The sequence below is a fragment of the Paenibacillus turicensis genome (genome assembly GCF_017873435.1).
GTDB classification, from domain to species: Bacteria; Bacillota; Bacilli; order Paenibacillales; family Paenibacillaceae; genus Fontibacillus; species Fontibacillus turicensis.
Genome location: NZ_JAGGKG010000028.1, coordinates 19,415 through 41,193, shown reverse-complemented (window position 1 = coordinate 41,193; position 21,779 = coordinate 19,415). Strand labels below are relative to the sequence as shown.

Below are 21,779 nucleotides of genomic sequence, written 5' to 3'. Positions count from 1 at the left end.
TGTGATCTTTTTAACTGAATTACTGTAAAGATGAACTGAAATTAAACTGAGAAAGGAACTTCCATATTAATTCCCGGCGTGTTGTCACTTTTGTTTTAGCGAAAATTGATTTTAAATGATCTTGTACAGTATAGGGTGAAATATATAAAGCTTGAGAAATTTCTTTGGTAGAGCTCCCACGTAAAATATGGGTTAATACTTCTCTTTCCCGCAAGGATAAATGATATGCATCAGATAGGAGTGGGATCAGATCATTGGCAGTTGCCTTTTGAAAAGAGATCGCAAATTGTAATTTGCCTTCATAATTTAAAAGTGCATTTGCTTCAATAGAAACATAATATCCTGTTGGTACATAAACAAGCAGATTAGAACGAGAAGGTGAGTTTGCTTTCTCTTCTCCATGACTTGATTTACACAATACACGTATAGAACGTGGTAATGTAGGTCCTACGATTTGTTCTTCTGCTCTTAACTGCTCAAGCAGCTCTAATGCGGTCTCATTTGCTCCTATTAGCTCTAACTGCTCAGACAACATCATTATTCCTGTCTCTGATGGAGCATGGCTCCAGTCCTTCTCCACACCTTGTAAATAAAATTGCTTTAAGGAAGCTGTAGTTGAGGAGAGAATGGAATAAAGCCATTTAATTTCATCAGGTTTGAAGTGAACTTGTGTTTTACTGCGAAACAAAGCAAGCTGTCCCCAGCATTTTCCCTCATCCATAAAAACAACCCTTAATTCATCAATAAATCCAGCTGGTTCTAGAATAGTGCGATATCGATCACTTACTTCAGGTTGTCCGTGTGTTGTTTCATATAAAGATGCGACAGGACGATTCTCCATCATAAGATCAATAAATTGGTTATAGTCATTCACTTGATACTCATTAGAAAATAAAAAATCATGGATTAATTCAATTCCCTCATGAGTAACAGCGCCACTAGACAATAAGCGATACGGATCAATTAAGCTAAAGCAATATGCATCAAAAGGAATATGTTTTTTAATTTGTTTTAATATATCTTCCCGATATTGATAGGAGGACGGTTGCGGTGTCACCATTCATGCTCACTACCTTCTGTAGTTAGAATTATTAAGGATATCCCAAGTAAATGGGATTGCTATTGTTTATTATTTCTATATAATTGAGAATGATTCTTAATTGTACAATACAACGGATTAATTATAAAGCAGATTTCAACGATATTATAAGTAGGGTTATAGCGTAAACTAGGGGAGTGTATTACAGTGACGATAAATTCTACAGAGAAAATGAGCTGGAAAGAGGCAAATGGTCAACATTACACCGCAAGTATAGCGGCCAAAATACCAGGTTACAGACTGTTGCATGAGCAAATGGCTTTTATGATGCATGCACATTTAAATGGAGAGGATCACAAGCTTTTAATTGTTGGAGCAGGTGGGGGTCAAGAAATAATAAGCTTAGGTCAGCTTAATCAAAGCTGGAGATTTACAGGCATTGATCCTTCGGAATCAATGTTGGCGGAGGCGAGCTTACGCTTACAAGAAGCCGGTATTTTAGAGCAAACGACATTACTTCAGGGCACTGTAACAGATTTGCCACAATTCAATCAATATGACGGTGCAACCTGTATGCTAGTTCTACATTTTATACAAGATGAACAAACGAAGCTAAATATGCTACAAGAAATTGCAAATCGATTAAAATCAGGCGCAATGTTTATAATGGCAACGCTGAGTGCCGATCCTTCTTCTAAAATTTATCCCATTTTGATGTCCGCTTATCGTTCAAGTATGTTATCTGCTGGTATTAGTGAGGAGCATTGGGAGAAGTTCCAAGCTTCCATTGGACATACATCCTACCCAGAGCCTTCCGAGCAAATTGTTACATGGTTAGAGCTTGCTGGTTTTGAACACGTTACACGTTATTTTGGCTCATATATGGTTGAAGGTTACGTTGCGATTAAAAAATAAAGTATAAGCCATCATTGAATGATCTGATTGCTAATCAGCCCAATTTCAGTGATGGCTTTTTTCACGATTTAATATTTACGGAGTATCTAACCCTTAAAGCTTGTGGTTGTATTTTTACTCTTATTGCGTGTACTTATATGATACAAAATAAACAATAAAACAAACCATAACGGAGTTAGTAGCAACGCAGGGCGTGTCTCACCTGCAAACAACATAATAATTAAAATAGCTGCAAACAATGCCAACACCACATAATTAATAAAAGGAGTTAAAGGTGCTTTAAATTTTGATGTAGCATGGAGCTGTGGAGCTGTTTTTTTATACTTTAAATGGGAGACAACAACAACACCCCACACCCAAATGAAACAGATGGCACTAATCGTTGTGACAATTCCAAATGCTTGCTCAGGAATAAGCTTGCTAAGTAAAGCGCCACCAGATAAGACAAGGGTAGAAATTAATAAGCCGTTACGAGGCACATGATTTTTATTTAGTTTGCCAAATGAGGCAGAAGCTTGTTTGTTTTTGCTTAAATTGTACAAAATACGGCTAGTTGAGAACATACCACTATTACAAGCAGACGCAGCAGAGGTTAATACAACGAAATTGATTATACCTGCTGCAATTGGCACACCCACTAAAGCAAAGGTTTTGACAAATGGACTTTCAGATGCACTAAGCTGTGTCCAAGGGTTGATGCATAATAAAGCTATAATCGCACCTACATAGAAGAACAATATGCGTAATGGAATTTTATTTATTGCAGAAGGAATATTTTTTTCGGGATTAGACGTTTCCGCGGCAGAGACACCAACAAGCTCAACACCAACAAACGCAAAGACCACCATTTGAAACGACAATAGGAAGCCTGTAATGCCATTTGGAAAAATACCACCATGTGCCCAAATGTTTTGGACACTAACAACGCCAGATTCCGTACGAAAGCCGATAACGAGTAGAACAATACCAATACCAATCAAGGCAAGAATTGTAATAACTTTAATTAAAGCGAACCAAAACTCTAGCTCTCCAAAGTTTTTAACCGTCAACAGGTTTAAGCCTAATAAAATAATTAAGCATAAGATTTCAGGTACCCATTGCGGAATATCAAACCAATATTGCACATACATGCCTACAGCAATTACGTCTGCCATAGCAGTCATAATCCAACAAAACCAATAGGTCCAGCCTGTAACAAAAGCGATTTTAGGTCCAAGATAATCTTCAGCAATGTCTGTAAAAGTCTGATAACCTGCTTTGGATAACAACAGCTCGCCTAATGCTCTCATGACAAAAAATACTGCAATCCCAACGATTAAGTAAGCAAAAACGATGGAAGGTCCTGCAAGCTGAATTGCTTTTCCTGAACCAAGGAAGAGTCCTGTACCAATCGTTCCTCCAATCGCAATAAGTTGAACATGTCTGTTTTCTAGATCTCTTTTTAGTTCTTGTTCTGCCAAAATAAGCTCCCCCTTCATTCATCTACACAATACGGAATTCAATGTTGTTGATGCTTAAAAATAAAAAAAGAGATTGGAAGTATCCAATCTCATGGTCATAAAAGCATAAATAGGAATAATTTGTTATTATAAATTACAATAAATAAACCAAATCATCTATTTCATACTCTTCTGTCCTTTTGCCTGAGATTGTGAACCCTTCGGCGTCATGAAGCAAATCATGATCTCTCCAGAAGCTGCTCCTGTTACAGTGTGATCCGTAACAATCATAGCCTGCTGATTATTAAATTTTTAAGTAATCTCGTCTTTCAATTATTAATTCACAATACTAATCATTAGTGCCTATTTTGTCAATAACATAAATTGCTCATTGAAATAATTTTCACATAAATGAAATCAGTGGATGACAATAAGGTTGATGGTGGCTACGGTACAAAGGTTCTTCCGATCGTTGTTAAAACTAGATTTTTATATTGATAAATTTATGGATAAAATCTAGTTTTAAATACGAACGTTTCACTTCTCCAGAATCCTTTGTCCCTTCGCAAGTTTTGGGTATTTGTCATCCACTAATTTAAATATTAGCCATAATTATATGGCTTAACCTTAAAATAGTACTTGATAGTAAGCAAACATAGCGGAGGGGCAGGGAGATGGTGGAAAAGTGATAGCGGCCGCCTTTAAGGTCACATTTCTATCTAATCTCATACATGTTATAAAAGAAATGGGACCTTAACAGCGGTTGAAGCCACTCTCTGCACTGTAGCCTCTTCTCGCATAACCTTATCAAGTACTAATTTTTAATAGAACCATATCTATGGCTAAATTTAATTCATCAATCCTTAATCATTTGCTTTAAATTTATGGTCCGTGATTGCGGCTAACGATGCCTTACTATTTCCTAAAGGTTTTTTGGATGTTCTGTTTTCTTGGTCTGCAGCTCTAGACTTAGCAACTAGCTCACGCAAAAATGCATTGTTTTCCTCTGCATAATCTAGTATCAATCCAAGTGTAATCAGGACTGAGCCCGAGATAATACTACTAATCCAGCAAACGATGGCAGCCAGCCATTGAAACGAATCATCACCAGTTAAGTAGTTCGTAGAATTTCCATACACAATACCTAATATAATTCCAAGCACAATTGTAATTTTACCAGTAATATCTAGAAACTTTGGCATACTGTCACTTCCAATCCCTTATATCTATCTTATCAATGTTATCACTTTAAATTTATACGATGGCCTGTTCTGACTCATATAGCTTCATGACCACCTGTTGAATGGGTAATTCTTTAATGGAAATATCAGAAAAGCGGTGATCTCTGGAAATATTTTCGATAAAATCACTAATTGAAATTAAAGCAGTATCCACTTCAAGTGTAATTTGCAGTTCAGAGGGTTGATCAACAACTCTCGTATAATGATTATCAAAAATGGCTCCATCAATGGGATCTGTAAATGTCAGACTGACCTGTTTTTTATCTCCTAAAAAAAGCTTGAACTGTGATAATGTATCATCAAATACCTTTGTGCCATGATTAATGACGATGACACGATGTGCTAATTCTTCAATATCCTCCAGATCATGTGTAGTTAAAATGCAGGTCATATTATGCTTGCGATTCATCTCTCGGACAAACTGGCGAATTTTAACCTTAGCAATGACATCAAGTCCAATTGTAGGCTCATCTAAAAATAAAATTTGTGGCTGATGGAGCATAGCCATAACAAATTCACACTTCATTCGTTCACCCAAAGAGAGGACACGGGTAGGTTTTTCGATGACCTCCGTAATATCTAGTAACACTGCTAACTCTTCAAGGCGTTGTTTAAAATCATGGTCCGAAACCCCATAAATCGCTTGATTCATGCGGAAGCTATCAATCGGTGGAATATCCCATATTAATTGAGATTTTTGTCCAAATACTGCGCCTACATGACTAACATAACGTTTTCGATCCTGTGCAGGTGAATAACCTAACACTTTTATCTCCCCAGAAGAGGGATATAGTGCGCCGCAAAGCATTTTAATGGTCGTTGATTTTCCTGCTCCATTGGGTCCAAGCATCCCACAAATTTCACCTTGCTCTATCTTAAAGTTAATATCATTTACAGCGTTGATAATAACTTCCTCTCGGTGGAAAAAGCTTTTGAGGGTTTCGCTTAGGCTAGAGCCTCTTTTGTATGTTTTATATGTTTTATTTAATTGCTTCACATCGATGATCGGATTCATCCGCCAACCCCCTCGTATAAAGAAATCATATGTCGATAAATATAAGCACCTGCTACCATAAATAATACACAAGGGATTACTGCTATAAAATCTACCAGTTTTACTTCACCAAGTAGAGCGGAGGCGGGTAAAAAGCCAATGACACCAACAGGAATAATGAAGGTAATGAGGGCTTGTAACGCTTTTGGAAAAATTGGCAATGGATATTTCCCAAAATTCAAGACACTATCTGCAAGCTCTGGAATTCTAGAATTCCCTACCCATTTAAAGGACATGGCTGCCATCATTAAGGACATCCCAGCCATTACTGCAATACCAGCCACAAAAAATAGTGCAAACTGCACCCAAGATACAAATAAAATAGTACCTACTCCAGTCAGGGAAATAATGAACAGTGCCACCCCACCCACAAATACACCAATACTATCAGGTGAAAACGTGGTAGCAATGATAAAAAACAATGGATTTAGTGGCTTCATGAGTATAACCTCAAAACTACCTTCACGTATATGTGACATTGTTGTCCAAAGTACACCACCAAAAATGAGGTTGGATAGTCCACTGGACATCGTAAAGATAGACTGAATTAACAACACCTCATAGAAGCTCCAGCCTGGAAAACTAGCCCCATTACTATAAATTAATAAGGTGAGAAGTGGAAAGAACACATTCCCTACAAGTGTAATCATACAGCTAACGATAAAATTCATGCGATAGGCCGCAGATACACGTAAGGCAGAAAGTAGGCATTGCTTATATATATTAAAAAACCGCTTCATAAATGAAATCCCTTCTTAACCTATTTATGCACCAACAGCAGTAAATTGTTTCATAGCAATACGCCTAACTAGCTCATTTGCGATAAAAGTAATAACAACAGCAATCGCTTGAAGTCCAACTGCCTGCCCCATCGTTAGATGGATACCACCCAATGAATATTGTCCCGTAAATACCATTGCAGGAATATAAGCAATGTATTGGAACGGTAGAAAAAATTGAATGCTTTGCAGCCATACTGGGAATAAGCTAAGTGGAAGAAGTGCGCCAGAAAAAACGCTCGATAAAAGCATAAACGCACCACGTATTCCATCAGATTGAACTAACCAAAATGACAATAAGCCAATGGTGTAATTAACATAAAAATTCATTAAAAAGGCAATAGTGATTGATAACAAAGCCCATAAATAACTTGCAGGTGTCATATCTATACGAAAAATAAAAATAAAGATCAGTAAACAAGGAATAAATTCAAATAGAAATCCTAATGAACGATGACCAAGCTTTTGAAATAGAGCAAATGAACGATGATGGACGGGGCGTAAATGGAACGTTAAAAATTTCCCAGTTCGTATCAGCATAGATAAGTTCCAGTCTGCAAAATCCATGGTGAGATAGCTAATCAGTGTTGTTACACCAAAGTACCTGATCATCTGGTTTAGCTCAAGTCCACCTAAAGTGGAATGATCACCATACACCGCGGTCCATATAAAATATTGCACAATAAAAAATACTGGACCTACAACAATAGATACCATGGAGTGGGTGCGATAGGCAGCCCACTCCTTATAGGTGACACCTGCTACTGATCTCATTACACGTAACTGATGTCGAATGCTATTCATTAGCTTAGCCCTGACCAAATAATGTTTGTGACATTAAATAAGGCATCTGCATGCCATTCATCATCCATAAACGGTACAAACCAAACGGCTGCAAGCTGCTCTGTAGGATCAATGATCATGGAGCAAGCTCCCGCACCTTCATGACAATAGGTTGTATCGGAATAAAGGAAGGCAGAACCTCTACGCATGTCTAGACCGATTCCATAGCTACGATCAGGATTGTTACCTCCCCAGCAATAATCTGGTTTGTCATACAATGCTCTTGTCGTAATTTTCTCTACTGTTTTACGCCCTAAAATCCGAGTGTTATCCAGTTTTCCCATTCCTAGAAGCATATTAGCAAACCGAATTAAATCACTTGGAGTTGAGCATAGGCCACCACCTGTTCTTGGGACGTTACTCCACAACTTCTCTGCGGGGGGGAGCTCAGGCTCAATTCCTGCGATGATATCATTTATACGTTTCTCATATTCTCCATCGCGAATGATAAAACGCTTCGCAAGCTCTGGCGTAGGATCAAACATCGTATCCTTCATGCCAAGGGGCTTTGTAATTTGCTCTTCGATATACCGCTCCGCACTTATACCTGTTACCTTTTTTATAATTTCTCCAAGTAAGCAAAAACCAAATGAGCAATATTGCCATTCCTTCCCAACGGGTCTATCAACGCCACAGCTTAAGGCAGCCTTTATCCAGTCTAACTCCCCATCTTCTGGTTTGTAATGTTCAAAATATTGATGAATTAGGCCCCAATAGTCTCGAAAATATGGCATATCACCTTTCCAGTCTGGAAACAGTCCAGAGGTATGTGTAAGTAAGCTATAAATATCAATTTTATTAAATGGAGGAACGTCAAATTGCTTTAAAATACTACCTACAGGGTCATCAAAACGGATTAAACCGTCTTCAACGAGCTTGGCAATCGCGATTGTTGCAATCGCTTTAGTAATGGATGCAATACGATGAACTGTAGTAGGAAGTAACGGTGTACTTTCGTCCTTATACGAAAGGGGACCCACCGCACCATGCATAAAGGTTTTTCCATATCGTGACACACAATAGGAGGCCCCTTGAATTTTTTTTTGCTCAATTAACCTTTGAAAATGACTGTGTAAAACCTCAATTCTTGAAGCATCATATCCCACCTCTTGTGGGGTACAATCTACTTGCCCAGAAGCGTATAACATATAGTTAGCCACCTTTCAAAATATATAGTATTAGTTTAGCCCTGACCAAATGATATTTGTGACGTTAAATAAGGCATCCGCATGCCATTCATTATCTGCAAAAGGAACAAACCAGACCGAAGCAAGCTGTTCTGTAGGATCAATAATCATGGAGCAAGCGCCTGAGCCTTCATGACCATAAGTTGATGGGGAGTAGAGGAAACCAGGGCCTCGTCGCATATCTAAGCCAATCCCATAGCTACGATCTGGATTGTTGGCACCCCAGCAATAATCTGGGATGTTATACAATGTTCGGGTTGTAATTTTCTCTACTACTTTTCGGCCTAGAATTGAAATATTGTTCAGCTTCCCCATCCCTAACAGCATATTAGCAAAAGTAATCAAATCAGCTTGAGTGGAGTACAGACCGCCACCGGTATTTGATACATGGCTCCAAAGTTTTTCTGGAGAAGATAGCCCCGGATTCCGACCTGCAATGAGATCATGGTAATATCTTTCTTCTTCCTCATTTCGAATGATACATCGTTTAGCTAGATCAGGTGTAGGGTTGAACATCGTATCCTTCATACCAAGTGGTTTGGCAATATGCTCTTCGATGTATTGTTCCTCGCTCATGCCAGTTACCTGCTTAATCACTTCTCCAAGTATACAGAAGCCAAATGTGTTGTATTGCCATTCTTCCCCAACATTTTTGTTTACTCCACCACTTAATGTGGCTGAAATCCAATCTAGTTCCCCATCCTCAGCTTTGTAGCTATCAAAGTACTGCTGAATCAACTCCCAATAAGAACGGTGATAAGTAAGATGTTCGGGAACTAGACCAGATGTATGTGTAAGTAAGCTATAAATATCAATTTGATTAAACGGAGGCACATTAAACTGCTTTAAAATACTGCCAACAGGATCATCAAAGCGGATCATACCGTCCTCAACGAGCTTAGCAATGGCAACCGTTACAATGGCTTTTGTAATCGAAGCAATGCGATGAACAGTAGTTGGGAGCAGGGGTGTATTTGCATCCTTGTAGGAAATTGAACCCAATGCTCCTTGTCCAAAGATTTTTCCATATCGAGATATACAATAAGAAGCACCTTGAATTTTTTTCTGTTCAATTAGTTTTTGAAAATGGTTGTTCAAAACTTCAATTCTTGAAGTATCATAATCAACCTCATGGGGCAAACAATCGACTTGCCCAGAAGTATATAACATAAGAAATAGCCACCTTTAAACAACAAATTAGTTTAGCCCTGACCAAATGATGTTTGTGACGTTATATAGTGCTTCTGCGTGCCAACCGCCATCCACAAAAGGAACAAACCAGACTGCTGTAAGCTGCTCTACGGGATCAACTAGGATACAGCTAGAGCCTGCACCTTCATGACCATAAGTTGTGGGGGAGTATATGAACGTACAGCCTGTTCGCATGTCAAAACCTAATGCGTAAATTCTGTCAGGGTTAAATCCTCCCCAGCAATAATCGGGCGTATCAAATAAAGCTCTTGCTGTAATTTTCTCTACTGTTTTGCGTCCTAAAATACGGGTATCTCCAAGCTTCCCCATCCCTAGTAGCATATTTCCTAGCTTCATAAGATCGGGTAGTGTAGAAAATAAACCCCCACCTGTATCCGGCACATGGCTCCAAAGCAGCTCTGATCTGGATTGCTCAGGCTTTTGATCTGCAAGAATTCCATTGATGAATTTCTGCTGCCGTTCATGTCGAATAATACAGCGTTTAGCTAGGTCCTTTGTTGGGTTAAACATCGTATCCTTCATACCAAGCGGCTTCACAATTTCCTCTTCGATATATTGTTCTGCACTTATTCCCGTTACTTTTTTAATAACCTCTCCAAGGAAAATAAAGCCAAAGGTACTGTATTGCCATTCCTCACCAACGTTTCGGCTCATTCCACCACTTAACGCGGCTGAAATCCAATCTAGCTCACCATCCTCAGCTTTGTAGCTATCAAAATACTGTTCAACTAAATCCCAATAATGACGATGATAGGAAAGATGAGCTGTGTAATCGGGAAATAGACCAGAAGTATGGGTAAGCAAGCTAAAAATATCGATTTTATTAAATGGAGGGACGTCAAACTGCTTTAAAATACTGCCTACAGGATCATCAAAGCGAATCATTCCATCTTCAACTAGCTTGGCAATGGCGATCGTTGTGAACACTTTGGTAATGGATGCAATCCGATGAACGGTAGTTGGGAGCAATGGAGTAGTGGGATCGCGATAGGAAATGGGGCCAAGTGCACCTTGCATAAATGTTTTTCCATATCTAGCTACAGAATAGGAAGCCCCTTGAATCATTTTTTCATCAATCAGTTTCTGGAGATAGCTATGTAAAACTTCAATTCTTGAATCATCATAACCGACCTCCTGAGGTAAACACTCAATTTCTCCTGGCGTGTATAGCATAATATTAACCACCTTTCTGGATTAGGGGCTCCAGTAGGCTAATCATTAGGTGTAGCCCGAGTTGAAAGCGTTATCAATGATGAGTATATATGTTCGTAGGTGTAATGGCTGTACTAAATGACACAATGCTTCTTTATTATATTTCCATATTTTTCAGATTACCATGTAAAATTTGTTTAAAAGAAAACTTTACATACTTCACATAAAATATAGTAACAAGTTAGGTGTTTAAGTGCACTTGAAAAAGGAAATATATAGTTGCAGTTGTATAGTGGAGTGGGGTATAATTACAAATTAGATGCACTAATAATGCACATATAAATAAGGGGCTATAGTTTAGGGGGAAAACAGGTCGCTGGCAGCGATCAGTCGGCGGTTCGATTCCGCCTAGCTCCATCGCTTGTCAGGTTAAAATGGATGCTAAAACGTATCTATTTTGCCTGATTTTTTATTTTATATAAGGAGGTACTGACTATGACCACGTTTCCTTTTGATAGATTAAAAGACGTTTTTATCAAGGAGTTAAAATCTGTATTTACACAATTTATTGATAAGTATAAGGATAAGAAACCATATATATTTTCAATACTCGTTCCAGATTACATAGCCATAAATCATCAAAAGTCTTATTGTATTTCTTTTAACGGAAATACAGTTGATGACTTTGAAGCTAATGGCTATTGCTATACTACTACGGATTCAGATGAGCTATATTACAAGTATTGCGCAGATGAGTGGAATGACCATTCTATATCAGAAAATGATTTCCCAGAATGTAACAAAATTATTTTGGAATATATTATTGAAAATGAAACTGTTATTTCTGATGACGACTTTAATTACTGCGCTGAATTTATTCAATTTAGGGAGGACTTTTTTGAGACCTTGATCCAATTGATAGAACAGTTAAAAGCAGAAGGATTTTTTAAATCAGTATATCAAGAGCATTTATTGATTAATTTTGAAGTAAGAGATTACTATCAAGAGGATGAAATGCTGAAAATTTTTGAAAGGCTGAACACAAAAGAAGATGCAGGTTTATATGCAAAATGGTTGTAATGTTTTTATGCATGCCCGTTTTCATTATTGAACTATTGAAATTCTATTTTTCCTCTAAGATTATCTGTAAACGCCATTTGTCCATCCATAGTAATGACGATTGCCCCCATGCCCTTCATGCTACTCGCTTTCTGAATCACTGAAGCCGCATCTAATCCAAACCATTTTGTCGTATAGATATCGCAGTCCAATGATTTATCTGCAATAATCGTTAGTGAAGCGATATTATTCTCGATAGGGTAACCTGTTCTACTGTTAAATATATGATGGTAATGAACGCCATCTTGGTCCAATACTCTTTCGTATATGCCTGATGTTACGACGGATTGGTTTCTTATTTTGACAATGGCAGCGACATTGCCTCTAGGTAAAAATGGATTTTGTATGCCTGTTCTCCAGTCATTATCTCCTTGTGGCGAGTCTCCATAAACAAGCACATTACCACCCAGATCGATCATCGCTGAGATAGCGCCATTTGCTTTGAAAAAAGCCATAACCTGATCAGCAAAATAACCTTTAGCAATCGCGCCAAGGTCAAGCTCCATGCCTTTTTTGGTTAATAGAACAGAGCAATGCCCATCATCTAGCTGGATATGTTCAGGCTTTAGTAAATCCAGTACCATCTTAATAGCCTCATCTCCTGGTACATGCGCCGCAGTGAAGCCAATTTTCCACAGCTTGATCAACGGACCTATTGCAATATTTAAATAGGAATCTTGATTTAAACTGTGCTCCTTTCCTATTTTAATAAGATGATACAGCTCCTTATCCACCTTTAGGGGATGTAATGCCGCTTCTTTTTTTAGCATGGCAAGCTGTGAGTAATTACTATTGGCACTAAAGACCTTTTCATAGTGGATCAACATCTGTTCAGCTTCCTTAGCAAGCTTTTCAGCATTTGTCCCCTTGATGAACAGAGTAATTTTTGTTCCCATGAGATGTATAATGTTTGTATAACTATTCATGATGGCCTCCTATTTTGCACATGGTTGTCCATGATTTAAAAACGCATTTATAAGGTCATGATCCACGCTCGTTAACGTTCTTTCACTTTGATAGGCTATAAAATAATCCAAACTCATCTTATCCATCGGAATTGGATATATATTATATTCAGGTGGGCACTCCTTGATATGAATACTCTCTGGTATTATGGTTAAACCTAAATTTCGCTTTGCAAGCTTAAGAACAGTATAAATGTCGTTACTTTCCAACAAAATATTAGGTTGAATCTTATAGACACTTAGTAGTTGATCTATCTGTTTCCTGATTGCAGAGCCTTTGGAGGTTAAAATCAACCTTTGACCCAAAATTTCCCTAATATCAAGTGAGCCTTCTGGAATAATCGCGACATCCTGTTGGTACAGTTCACAGCAACGTGGGATAATCGCGCTATAGCTATGCTTGCCCCAGCTAACTGCGTTTAAATTGGGAGAGATACTGCCTGAGTTTTGCCCAATCCAGAAATCTAGCTCGTTGTTTTGCAGAAGTTTCTCATTTTTTTCAGGTAAATCCTCTAAAAGATTTATTTTATAAGTAGGATGAAGTGCTAGAAATTCTGGCAAAAAAAGAGGAGTTAAATAGGAACCAAGACTCGGAAGAATGCCAATTCGTAACACTTGATTATCCATATCTGATACATAGGTAATCTCTCTAATCAGCTTTGCATAGTTGTTTTCCATTGAAGTTAAATACTGATAATAGATTTTTCCCTGCTCAGTTAATCGGTAGGGTAGCTTGTTGCGCGTAATAAGCTCACAGTTTAGTTCACTTTCTACTTTTTTAATCACCTTCGTCAAATAAGGTTGGGAAATATAAAGTGCTTTGGCAGCCTTGCTGTAGTTGCTATATTTTAAGAGAGTATCAATATAATACAAAATATCTTGCGATTGCAATTTAGACATACCTCTCACCTCTTGTGAAAAAAGTAACAAATATAGGGCTTGAGCTGATTATAACAAATTGGTTATCAAACTTCAACGAATAACTATTAGATCATTTCACCCTTGATATGATAGAGTTATGGCAATAGGACATGTTTCATTGATGCTTAGTTAGTGAATTTAATTACAATGTGCAGAAAGGGGATTACTATGAATTATTTAGCTATCGTCGGCACGAATTCGGATGTGTCAACGAACCGTATATTGCTTCAATTTATGCAAAAGCATTTTGCTAGCGAGGTCAAAATTGATGTATATGAAATTAAAGATTTGCCAGCCTTCATTGAAAAAGAGGATATAGAGGACGCTGAAGTTGATATTCCTGAGAAGGTACAAGATTTATTGGATCAAATCTCCAAAGCTGAAGGTGTTATTATCGCTACGCCTGAGTATGATCATGCCATCCCAGCCGTTTTGAAAAGCGCTTTGGAATGGATCAGCTACACCACGCAACCCTTGATTGATAAGCCAGTGCTTATCGTTGGTGCTTCACACGGTTCACTTGGCTCTTCCAGAGCTCAAGCACATCTTAGACAAATCTTAGATTCACCTGAGCTTGGTGCAAGATTGATGCCGAGCAGCGAGTTTCTTTTAGGAAAATCTCAGAGTGCCTTTGATAGCAGTGGTAATCTCATTGATGCTGACAAAGTAGCTGAGCTTGAAGAAATTTTTAGGGAGTTTGTTTTATTTACTGAGATCACTTCTGAACTACTGTCAAAAAGAACGTTGAAGAAAAAAACGAAAAAATTTACTTGGCAAGAGTAGGGGGCTAATCACAATGAAAATCATAGCGATCGTTGGCACAAATGCTAAAAAATCATATAACCGCAAGCTGCTTCAGTTCATGCAAAAACATTTTAAGTCAAAAGCAGAAATTGAAATCCTTGATATTACAGACGTACCTATGTTTAATCAATCCGATAACCAAACAAACAGTGTAATTATACAAACGTTTAATGAAAAAATTATTGCTAGTGATGGGGTCATTATTGCGACTCCAGAATATAACCATTCCATTCCTTCATCTCTTAAAAGCTTGCTTGAATGGCTGAGCTTTGAGATTCATCCGCTTGCAGGTAAACCTGTAATGATCATCGGTGCTTCGCAGGGAACACAAGGATCCTCGCGGGCGCAGCTACATCTTCGCCAAATTTTAGATGCACCAGGTGTGGAAGCTAACGTGATGCCAGGGTATGAATTTTTGCTTGGAACTGCACATAAAGCTTTTGATGAATCGGGTAACTTAAACAATGAAGGAACGATTGATTTCCTAGAAATATGCTTCCTACGGTTCCTTCGTTTTGCTAAAATTTCAAATCAGCTTAACGTGGAAGAGGAGTTCACCTATAAACCTGGTGTGTATGAGGTAGATGCGATCGGTCACAGTGGGAATCTTCCGATGAAGGTATCCTTTAGTGAAGATAGAATTGAAAGCATCCATATCGACTCTAAAGGGGAAACCGAAGGTATCGCTGATGTTGTTTTTGTAAGAATACCAAATAAAATTATCGAGGGACAAACGCTAAATGTGGATGCACTTTCAGGTGCTTCTGAAACAAGTAACGCTGTTATTAATGGTGTAGCCAAAGCGGTTAAGCTGGCTGGCGTTAACCCAGACATCCTAAGAAGACGTCCAAAACCTGCTAGCAGTCAGATGAAGAATGATGAAGAATATACTTGTGATGTTGTAGTCGTAGGGGGAGGCGGTGCTGGATTAAGTGCTGCTGCAACAGCTTTACAGCATGGAGCAAGTGCGATTGTGCTTGAAAAATATCCTGCTGTAGGAGGAAACACGATTCGTTCAGGTGGTCCTGTTAATGCTGCGGATCCTGTATGGCAACAACAGTTCCATGAGAACCCAGGGGAAAGACAAACGATTGAAAATTTATTAAATACAGAAGAAAGCTTAATTCATCCTGAATATTTGGAAGATTTCCGTGCCCTAAAACAAGAATTTGCAGCTTATCAGGAAAAGTTTAGCTCAGAACAAGCTTATTTATTTGACTCCCCACTTCTACACAGAATGCAAACGTATTTTGGTGGAAAGCGTACAGACCTAAATGGCAACATGATCTACGGACAATATGATCTGGTCAAGGTGCTTACAGACCATGCCTTGGAAAGTGTACAGTGGCTTGAGGATATCGGGGTTGAATACGATAAGAGTATCGTGTTTGCGCCAGTGGGTGCGCTTTGGCGTCGTGGTCATAAGCCTGTTAAAAGCTATGGCTCTGCATTTATCCTTGCACTAAGCAAATATGTTGAAGAAAATGGCGGTCAAATTATTACGGATAGTCCTGTTAAACAATTGATCATTGAAGATGGAAAAATCGCAGGTGTTATCGCAACTGGGGTTAATGGACAAAAAATCACCGTACATGCGAAAGCAGTAGTGCTTGCTAGTGGTGGTTTTGGTGCAAATACTCAAATGCTTAAGGAATATAACACGTATTGGAGTCATATCGATGATGATATCAAAACGACGAATTCCTATGCGATGACAGGGGATGGAATAACACTTGGTAAGAGTGCAGGCGCGGCACTAACTGGAATGGGCTTCACTCAAATGATGCCTGTAGCAGATCCTGAAACGGGCGAGCTTTTTAGTGGACTGCAGGTCCCTCCTGAAAACTTTGTTATCGTTAACCAAAAGGGAGAACGATTCGTAAATGAATTTTCTGGTCGGGATGTGTTAACGAAAGCGGCGATCGAGCAAGGAAGTCTGTTTTACCTGATCGCTGATGATGAGATTAAGAAAACTGCGGCGAACACAAGCCAAGAAAAAATAGATCGACAAGTGGAAGCGGGTACGCTCTTTAGAGCGGATACGATAGAAGAACTGGCAGTTAAAGTCAATATGGATCCTCAGGTGCTTAGAGCTACGATTGATAAGTATAACTCCTATGTCGATGCGGGCTTTGATCCAGAGTTCCATAAGGATACGTTTAGCTTAAAGGTAGAGAAGGCACCATTTTACGCTACACCTAGAAAACCTGCGGTTCACCATACAATGGGGGGCATTAAGATCGACACTGCAACGCGTGTATTAGATGAAAATGGTCAGCCGATTGCTCATCTATATGCCGCTGGCGAAGTAGCAGGCGGAATTCATGCAGGTAACCGTCTAGGTGGTAATGCGTTGACAGACATCTTTACGTTTGGACGAATTGCGGGGAAGACGGCTGTGGAAGAAATGAAATAATATATTGATCCATATGAAAAAGGAGCATTATCACATGGGACGGGACTAACCCCATAATGTGAAGGTGCTCCTTTTTGTAATTTTGCTAATTGTTGAATTGGTTATTGTCCTTGAAAAAAAGTATGAACTAAATTTAATAATGTTCGATCATATAATATTTTTGCAGTTGATTCGTTATGAATATGCCCACCTAAATAAAGGTGAATAACACCGTGTAATGAAGACCAAACAAGATTAACGACAAGAAGGGGGTCTTTCTCCAAAATTAAGCCTTGCTCAATTGCATTTGAAATCAAAGCGGCAACTTGCTTTAATGCGGTAACGATAGCCTCAGAACTATCCTCTTCGGGTTTGAATTCGCTAAAGGCGCCACCGAACATGACCATATAATAATTGGTATATTCCTTCGAGAAATTCCAGTAGGCTTGCCCAATATCAAGTAGATATTGTTTAAGATTAGTTTGCACTGGAACGTCCTGAAAGGTATCAGATAAAAGCTTGCAGCCCTCCATAAAAAGTTCTTTTGCAAGACCCTCCTTACTCCCAAACAATTTATAAATTATTTTTGTAGGGCACTCCATTTTTTCAGCTACTCTACGTATCGTTACAGCCTCAGGACCAAATCTTTGCATAATGGATGCTGATGCTTCAATGATGTTACGCCGTAATACTTCATTTTGCTGAAGCTTGACATTGGGATAGGTAGTAACTTTATGAGTATCTTTATGGGTATCTGTGGAAGAGATATTAGATGAATTTTGCATGTGTACTCACACCTTTTTACTTTAGTTTCTCAAGTTATGTGCTTCTCTAGAGCTTATTTTACTGTTTTAGCGGGAAAAATGCCAATGCACAACTGAATTACTATTATTGACAACAAAAACGCAGTAAGATACAATGATTCTAATAGAAACACTGTTTCTAAAACGTTTTTAAGGGAGAAGTGAAAGTACAATGAAACCTAAAAATAATAAATGGACGTTAATAACAGGGGCTTCTTCGGGTATTGGTGAAGCATTTGCGAATGAATATGCATCAAGAGGGAGCGATTTGATTTTAGTTGCACGTTCGGAAGATAAGTTAAATGCTTTAGGAGAGAAACTACATGAAAAATATGGAATTAAAGCGCAGGTCATAGTTTCTGACTTAGCTCAAAATGGTTCTGCAGCAGAGCTCTATCAACAATGTAATCAACGTGGTCTGAACGTTGAATGTTTAATTAATAATGCTGGTTTCGCAACATACGGACTTTTTGAGCAGCTGTCAGGATCAAGACAACATGATGAAGTAATGCTGAATGCGACGGCGGTGGTAGATCTTACTTATTTATTTTTACCAGATATGTTGAAAGCGAAAAGCGGAACGGTTATTAACGTAGCATCAACTGCAGCCTTCCAGCCTCTCCCTAACATGGCTGTATATGGGGCTACAAAAGCATTCGTGTTGTCATTTACAGAGGCACTATGGGAGGAAAATCGAAAACGCGGCGTACAATTTCTTGCGTTATGTCCTGGGTCAACAGAAACAGAGTTTTTTAACGTTGTAGGGGCAGAAGAAGCCTCCGTGGGCAAAAGGGATACTCCAGAGAATGTGGTTAAGGTTGCAATTCGTGCGCTTCAAGCTAAAAAGGTATACGTTGTCCCAGGACTGAATAATTTTATTTCTGCTCAATTATCTCGCTTCTTTACCCGTAAACAAATGCTGTATATTGTCGGAAGAATGTTGCGTAAGCGTCAATAAAAAATTAATATTTCTGTGTAGTTAAACTAAGTGAGGCTGGGACATCACTCATTTAAAATGGTTAGAGTGGAATAATAGCCACTATAACCATTTTGTCTCAGCCTTAGCTTTTAATAAATCGCAATAGGCCCATAAGGCCCCGCAATAATTTCAATTTTAGTTTCAAAAATATCCGTTAAGATGTCAGGGTTCATCACCTCTTCGACAGTTCCAAAAGCGGCAATTTTCCCCTCCTTCATCGCACAAATTCGATCAGAGTATTTAGCGGCAAAATTAATGTCATGCATGACGGTCAAAATCGTTCTTCCAAATTCATGCGCGGCATATTTCAAATGCTCCATCATCTGCACAGAACGTGCGACGTCAAGATTGTTGAGCGGCTCATCTAACAAAACGTATTCTGTTTCCTGACATAATACCATAGCTACATAAGCTCTTTGTCGTTGTCCTCCAGAAAGCTCATCTAAATATCTATTTTCAAGCTCAGTCAAATTAAGAAAATCAATATATTTAGAGATGATAAATTCATCTTCTTTCGTTAATCTCCCTTTAGAGTAGGGAAAACGTCCAAAACCAGCCAATTGCCTGACGGTAAGTCTCGTTACGAAATGATTTTCTTGTCTTAAAACCGTTACGATTTTAGCAAGATCGCTTGATTTGGATTTAGTGACATCCATTCCTGCCACGCTAATTTGACCTTGGTCTAAATTTAAAAGTCTTCCAATCATTAAAAGGGTTGTAGATTTACCCGCCCCGTTGGGTCCGATAAGAGAAGTCAGTCCAGCTTTTGGTATTGAAATATTTAAAGGTCCGATTTCTACCTCATCCGCATAACTTTTTTTGACATTATTGATCTGAATCATAAAGAACCCTTCCTTAAAATCATAATTAAAAATGTAAGTCCGCCAACTAGTTCTATAATAATCGAAACAACTCCTTGTGCATTAAAAACATGATACATAATAAAATATGAGCCTGTTAAAATGACAAAACCGATTGCAAGAGACATAGGGAATATGTATCTATGATCATACGTTTGAGCTGCTTGATAACTTAAAGTGGCAACTAAAAATCCGAAAAACGTCAAAGGGCCAACTAAAGCAGTTGAAATCGCCATTAAAATAGAAATTAGGACTAGCGTATAAATGACCCCACCTTGATGTTTAGTCCCAAGTGAGGTAGAGACATCCTTACCGAGTGACAGCACATTTAATCTCTTCGCATTTGCAAGTAAAAGGAAGGCAACAACGATCACAATGGGTATAGCAATCGGAAAATAAGCAGCATCGGCATTATTAACGGAAGCAAACAATTTTGCTTGTAAAATATCAAACTCAGATGGTGCAAGCAATCTTCTCATAAAAGAGGATACAGACCGGAGTCCAGCCCCGATAATGATCCCAACTAAAAGAAGCAGCTGTAAGTTACCATATTTCCCCGAAAGTAACCATCCATAAAGAATTAAACACACCAAAACCATTGCAACCACTTGATATAAAAACGAATCAACCCCGCTAAAGCTTACAAACACTGTAGCACCTAGAAAAAAGATCGTGCTTGTATGTATGGTTGAATAAATAGCCTCAAAGCCCAAAAGTGATGGAGTTATAATTTTATTATTTGTAATGGATTGAAAAGCGACAGTAGATAAGCTTTGACAAATGGCCGCGATCAGCATGGCAACAAGGGCCACCACTCTTCTTTTAACAACAGGTATAAAGGAAGGAGAGGTTACAGGAATTGGATTGTTATAAACGAGTAGCCCAATGGAAGCAAAAACGCCTACCATTATTAATACAATCAGCAAAATCCAATAAAACTTTTCTTCCTTTTTTGTACGAAAGGCGCTAGCTGATCTTTTTTTAGAATTATGATTAGAATTAATTTTAATATTTAGTGGATTACTATTAGCTAGTTCACTCATCTTAGTATCCTTCTTGACCTCCTTTGCCTTAAAAGAATAAGTATAAATACGACGGCGCCAACTGTACCAAGTATCATGGAGACAGGGATTTCAAAGGGCATAATAATGATACGCGATAAAATGTCACAAATCATAATGGCAGCCATCCCGGATAGGCAAACCCAAGGTAAGTTACTTCTAAGATCGTCACCTCGGAACATAGAAACGATGTTAGGTACAATTAAGCCTAAAAACGGAAGTGTGCCAATGACTGCAGCAACAATACCAACTGCTAAAGAAATAAATGCTGTGCCTAATAAAACAATCCGATCATAGTTCACGCCTAAACTAGTAGCCACGTCTTCCCCTAATCCTGCTAAAGTTAAGCGATCAGCAAAAATAAAAATAAGGATCGTAATTAATATAATGATCCATAAGTATTCATACCGGCCAATTTGAACAGATGAGAACGAGCCTGCATACCAGTTTTCGATATTTTGAGTCATTTGGAACACAAGACCAACAAACGTCGAAAATGCAGAAACGATTGCACCTAGCATCATCCCGATAATAGGGACAACTAAGGACGAACGAAGTTTAACCTTTTTAAGAAACACAAAAAAAATCATCGTTCCTATAAAAGAAAAAATGATTGCACCTGTCATTCTTAGTACTAAGGATGGCGCGGGAAAAAATAAATAGATGAACATAAGTCCCAGTCCAGACCATTCCATTGTGCCTGTTGTGGTCGGCTCTACTAACCGATTTTGTGTAATGAGTTGCATGACTAATCCAGACATTGCCATTGCAGCGCCAGTCAGCATTAACGCGAATGTTCTTGGGACACGCGTGATGAAGAACATTTCCATCCCATCGGCTTGTCCTTTAATGTCATACACGCCAGTAAGTAGTGATATTACACTTAAAATAACCGTAATGATAATTGCAATGATAAAAGGGATTGTCCATAGTTTTCTATTATTATGACGCTGGGGTTGAGCAGTCTCAACCCCGGCGTGATTAGGTATTAAATTTTTTAGCACTACCTTA

Annotated in this window: 20 protein-coding genes, 1 tRNA gene and 1 riboswitch; of the genes, 6 read left to right on the top strand and 15 right to left on the bottom strand. The window is 38.5% G+C overall.

From position 1 onward, the window contains the following. Positions 1-19: 19 nt before the first annotated feature. The gene (locus J2Z32_RS20905) at positions 20-1,060 is read right to left on the bottom strand and encodes a helix-turn-helix transcriptional regulator (protein ID WP_210091143.1); all 1,041 of its coding nucleotides are present in this window, start codon (positions 1,058-1,060) and stop codon (positions 20-22) included. 186 nt (positions 1,061-1,246) lie between these two features. On the opposite strand from J2Z32_RS20905, the gene J2Z32_RS20900 reads away from it, so the two are divergent. Then, on the top strand, positions 1,247-1,954 hold the full coding sequence (locus tag J2Z32_RS20900; protein ID WP_210091142.1) for a class I SAM-dependent methyltransferase: 708 nt from the start codon (positions 1,247-1,249) through the stop codon (positions 1,952-1,954). 86 nt (positions 1,955-2,040) lie between these two features. Here the strand turns inward: J2Z32_RS20900 and J2Z32_RS20895 are convergent, their stop codons facing one another. The 8 genes from J2Z32_RS20895 to J2Z32_RS20860 all read right to left on the bottom strand — a co-directional run bounded on the left by J2Z32_RS20895 (position 2,041) and on the right by J2Z32_RS20860 (position 10,882). Then, complete coding sequence (locus J2Z32_RS20895; protein ID WP_210091141.1) at positions 2,041-3,414, bottom strand: amino acid permease; 1,374 nt, start codon at positions 3,412-3,414, stop codon at positions 2,041-2,043. Between the two features lie 161 nt (positions 3,415-3,575). Further along, positions 3,576-3,657: riboswitch (glycine riboswitch) on the bottom strand. 599 nt (positions 3,658-4,256) lie between these two features. Next, positions 4,257-4,595: a hypothetical protein gene (locus J2Z32_RS20890; RefSeq protein WP_210091140.1), complete on the bottom strand. Its 339-nt coding sequence runs from the start codon at positions 4,593-4,595 to the stop codon at positions 4,257-4,259. A 52-nt stretch (positions 4,596-4,647) separates the two neighbouring features. Continuing rightward, the gene (locus J2Z32_RS20885) at positions 4,648-5,649 is read right to left on the bottom strand and encodes an ABC transporter ATP-binding protein (protein WP_210091139.1); all 1,002 of its coding nucleotides are present in this window, start codon (positions 5,647-5,649) and stop codon (positions 4,648-4,650) included. Then, a complete protein-coding gene (locus J2Z32_RS20880) occupies positions 5,646-6,428 on the bottom strand; it encodes an ABC transporter permease (RefSeq protein WP_210091138.1) in 783 nt (260 codons plus the stop codon). Before J2Z32_RS20880 ends, J2Z32_RS20885 begins: the two co-directional genes overlap by 4 nt. A 24-nt stretch (positions 6,429-6,452) precedes the next feature. Continuing rightward, positions 6,453-7,241 (bottom strand): ABC transporter permease, encoded by a 789-nt coding sequence (locus tag J2Z32_RS20875; RefSeq protein ID WP_245251669.1) that lies wholly within the window; start codon positions 7,239-7,241, stop codon positions 6,453-6,455. Between the two features lie 29 nt (positions 7,242-7,270). After that, positions 7,271-8,458, bottom strand: coding sequence for a serine hydrolase domain-containing protein (locus tag J2Z32_RS20870; protein WP_210091136.1), 1,188 nt, complete (start codon positions 8,456-8,458; stop codon positions 7,271-7,273). 30 nt (positions 8,459-8,488) lie between these two features. After that, a complete protein-coding gene (locus J2Z32_RS20865) occupies positions 8,489-9,667 on the bottom strand; it encodes a serine hydrolase domain-containing protein (protein ID WP_210091135.1) in 1,179 nt (392 codons plus the stop codon). Positions 9,668-9,694: 27 nt separating this feature from the next. After that, positions 9,695-10,882 carry a serine hydrolase domain-containing protein gene (locus J2Z32_RS20860; protein ID WP_210091134.1) on the bottom strand — a complete coding sequence of 396 codons (1,188 nt, stop codon included), beginning with the start codon at positions 10,880-10,882 and terminating at the stop codon, positions 9,695-9,697. 325 nt (positions 10,883-11,207) lie between these two features. Here J2Z32_RS20860 and J2Z32_RS20855 point away from each other — a divergent pair. Both J2Z32_RS20855 and J2Z32_RS20850 read left to right on the top strand, forming a co-directional pair. Continuing rightward, a tRNA-Ala gene (locus J2Z32_RS20855) sits at positions 11,208-11,278 on the top strand. A gap of 78 nt (positions 11,279-11,356) precedes the next feature. Continuing rightward, positions 11,357-11,941, top strand: coding sequence for a DUF4303 domain-containing protein (locus J2Z32_RS20850; RefSeq protein WP_210091133.1), 585 nt, complete (start codon positions 11,357-11,359; stop codon positions 11,939-11,941). Between the two features lie 32 nt (positions 11,942-11,973). On the opposite strand, the gene J2Z32_RS20845 is transcribed toward J2Z32_RS20850, so the two are convergent. After that, a complete protein-coding gene (locus tag J2Z32_RS20845) occupies positions 11,974-12,906 on the bottom strand; it encodes an FAD:protein FMN transferase (protein ID WP_210091132.1) in 933 nt (310 codons plus the stop codon). 9 nt (positions 12,907-12,915) lie between these two features. Then, positions 12,916-13,845 carry a LysR family transcriptional regulator gene (locus tag J2Z32_RS20840; RefSeq protein ID WP_210091131.1) on the bottom strand — a complete coding sequence of 310 codons (930 nt, stop codon included), beginning with the start codon at positions 13,843-13,845 and terminating at the stop codon, positions 12,916-12,918. A gap of 189 nt (positions 13,846-14,034) precedes the next feature. Between J2Z32_RS20840 and J2Z32_RS20835 the strand changes: the two genes are divergently transcribed. Together J2Z32_RS20835 and J2Z32_RS20830 are read left to right on the top strand one after the other, a co-directional pair. Further along, positions 14,035-14,649 (top strand): NADPH-dependent FMN reductase, encoded by a 615-nt coding sequence (locus tag J2Z32_RS20835; protein ID WP_210091130.1) that lies wholly within the window; start codon positions 14,035-14,037, stop codon positions 14,647-14,649. Positions 14,650-14,662: 13 nt separating this feature from the next. Then, on the top strand, positions 14,663-17,086 hold the full coding sequence (locus J2Z32_RS20830; protein WP_210091129.1) for a flavocytochrome c: 2,424 nt from the start codon (positions 14,663-14,665) through the stop codon (positions 17,084-17,086). 101 nt (positions 17,087-17,187) lie between these two features. Here J2Z32_RS20830 and J2Z32_RS20825 read toward each other — a convergent pair whose 3' ends face one another. Then, a complete protein-coding gene (locus J2Z32_RS20825) occupies positions 17,188-17,850 on the bottom strand; it encodes a TetR/AcrR family transcriptional regulator (protein WP_210091128.1) in 663 nt (220 codons plus the stop codon). A gap of 190 nt (positions 17,851-18,040) precedes the next feature. Between J2Z32_RS20825 and J2Z32_RS20820 the strand changes: the two genes are divergently transcribed. Then, complete coding sequence (locus J2Z32_RS20820; protein WP_210091127.1) at positions 18,041-18,826, top strand: SDR family NAD(P)-dependent oxidoreductase; 786 nt, start codon at positions 18,041-18,043, stop codon at positions 18,824-18,826. A gap of 110 nt (positions 18,827-18,936) precedes the next feature. Here the strand turns inward: J2Z32_RS20820 and J2Z32_RS20815 are convergent, their stop codons facing one another. Genes J2Z32_RS20815 through J2Z32_RS20805 form a run of 3 tightly spaced genes read right to left on the bottom strand, consistent with a single transcriptional unit; the run spans position 18,937 to position 21,757 of the window. Beyond that, on the bottom strand, positions 18,937-19,689 hold the full coding sequence (locus J2Z32_RS20815) for an iron ABC transporter ATP-binding protein (protein ID WP_210091126.1): 753 nt from the start codon (positions 19,687-19,689) through the stop codon (positions 18,937-18,939). Then, on the bottom strand, positions 19,686-20,750 hold the full coding sequence (locus tag J2Z32_RS20810; RefSeq protein ID WP_210091125.1) for an iron chelate uptake ABC transporter family permease subunit: 1,065 nt from the start codon (positions 20,748-20,750) through the stop codon (positions 19,686-19,688). The genes J2Z32_RS20815 and J2Z32_RS20810 overlap by 4 nt, the downstream gene beginning before the upstream one ends. Next, on the bottom strand, positions 20,747-21,757 hold the full coding sequence (locus J2Z32_RS20805) for an ABC transporter permease (protein WP_210091153.1): 1,011 nt from the start codon (positions 21,755-21,757) through the stop codon (positions 20,747-20,749). Before J2Z32_RS20805 ends, J2Z32_RS20810 begins: the two co-directional genes overlap by 4 nt. Between the last annotated feature and the right edge of the window lie 22 nt (positions 21,758-21,779).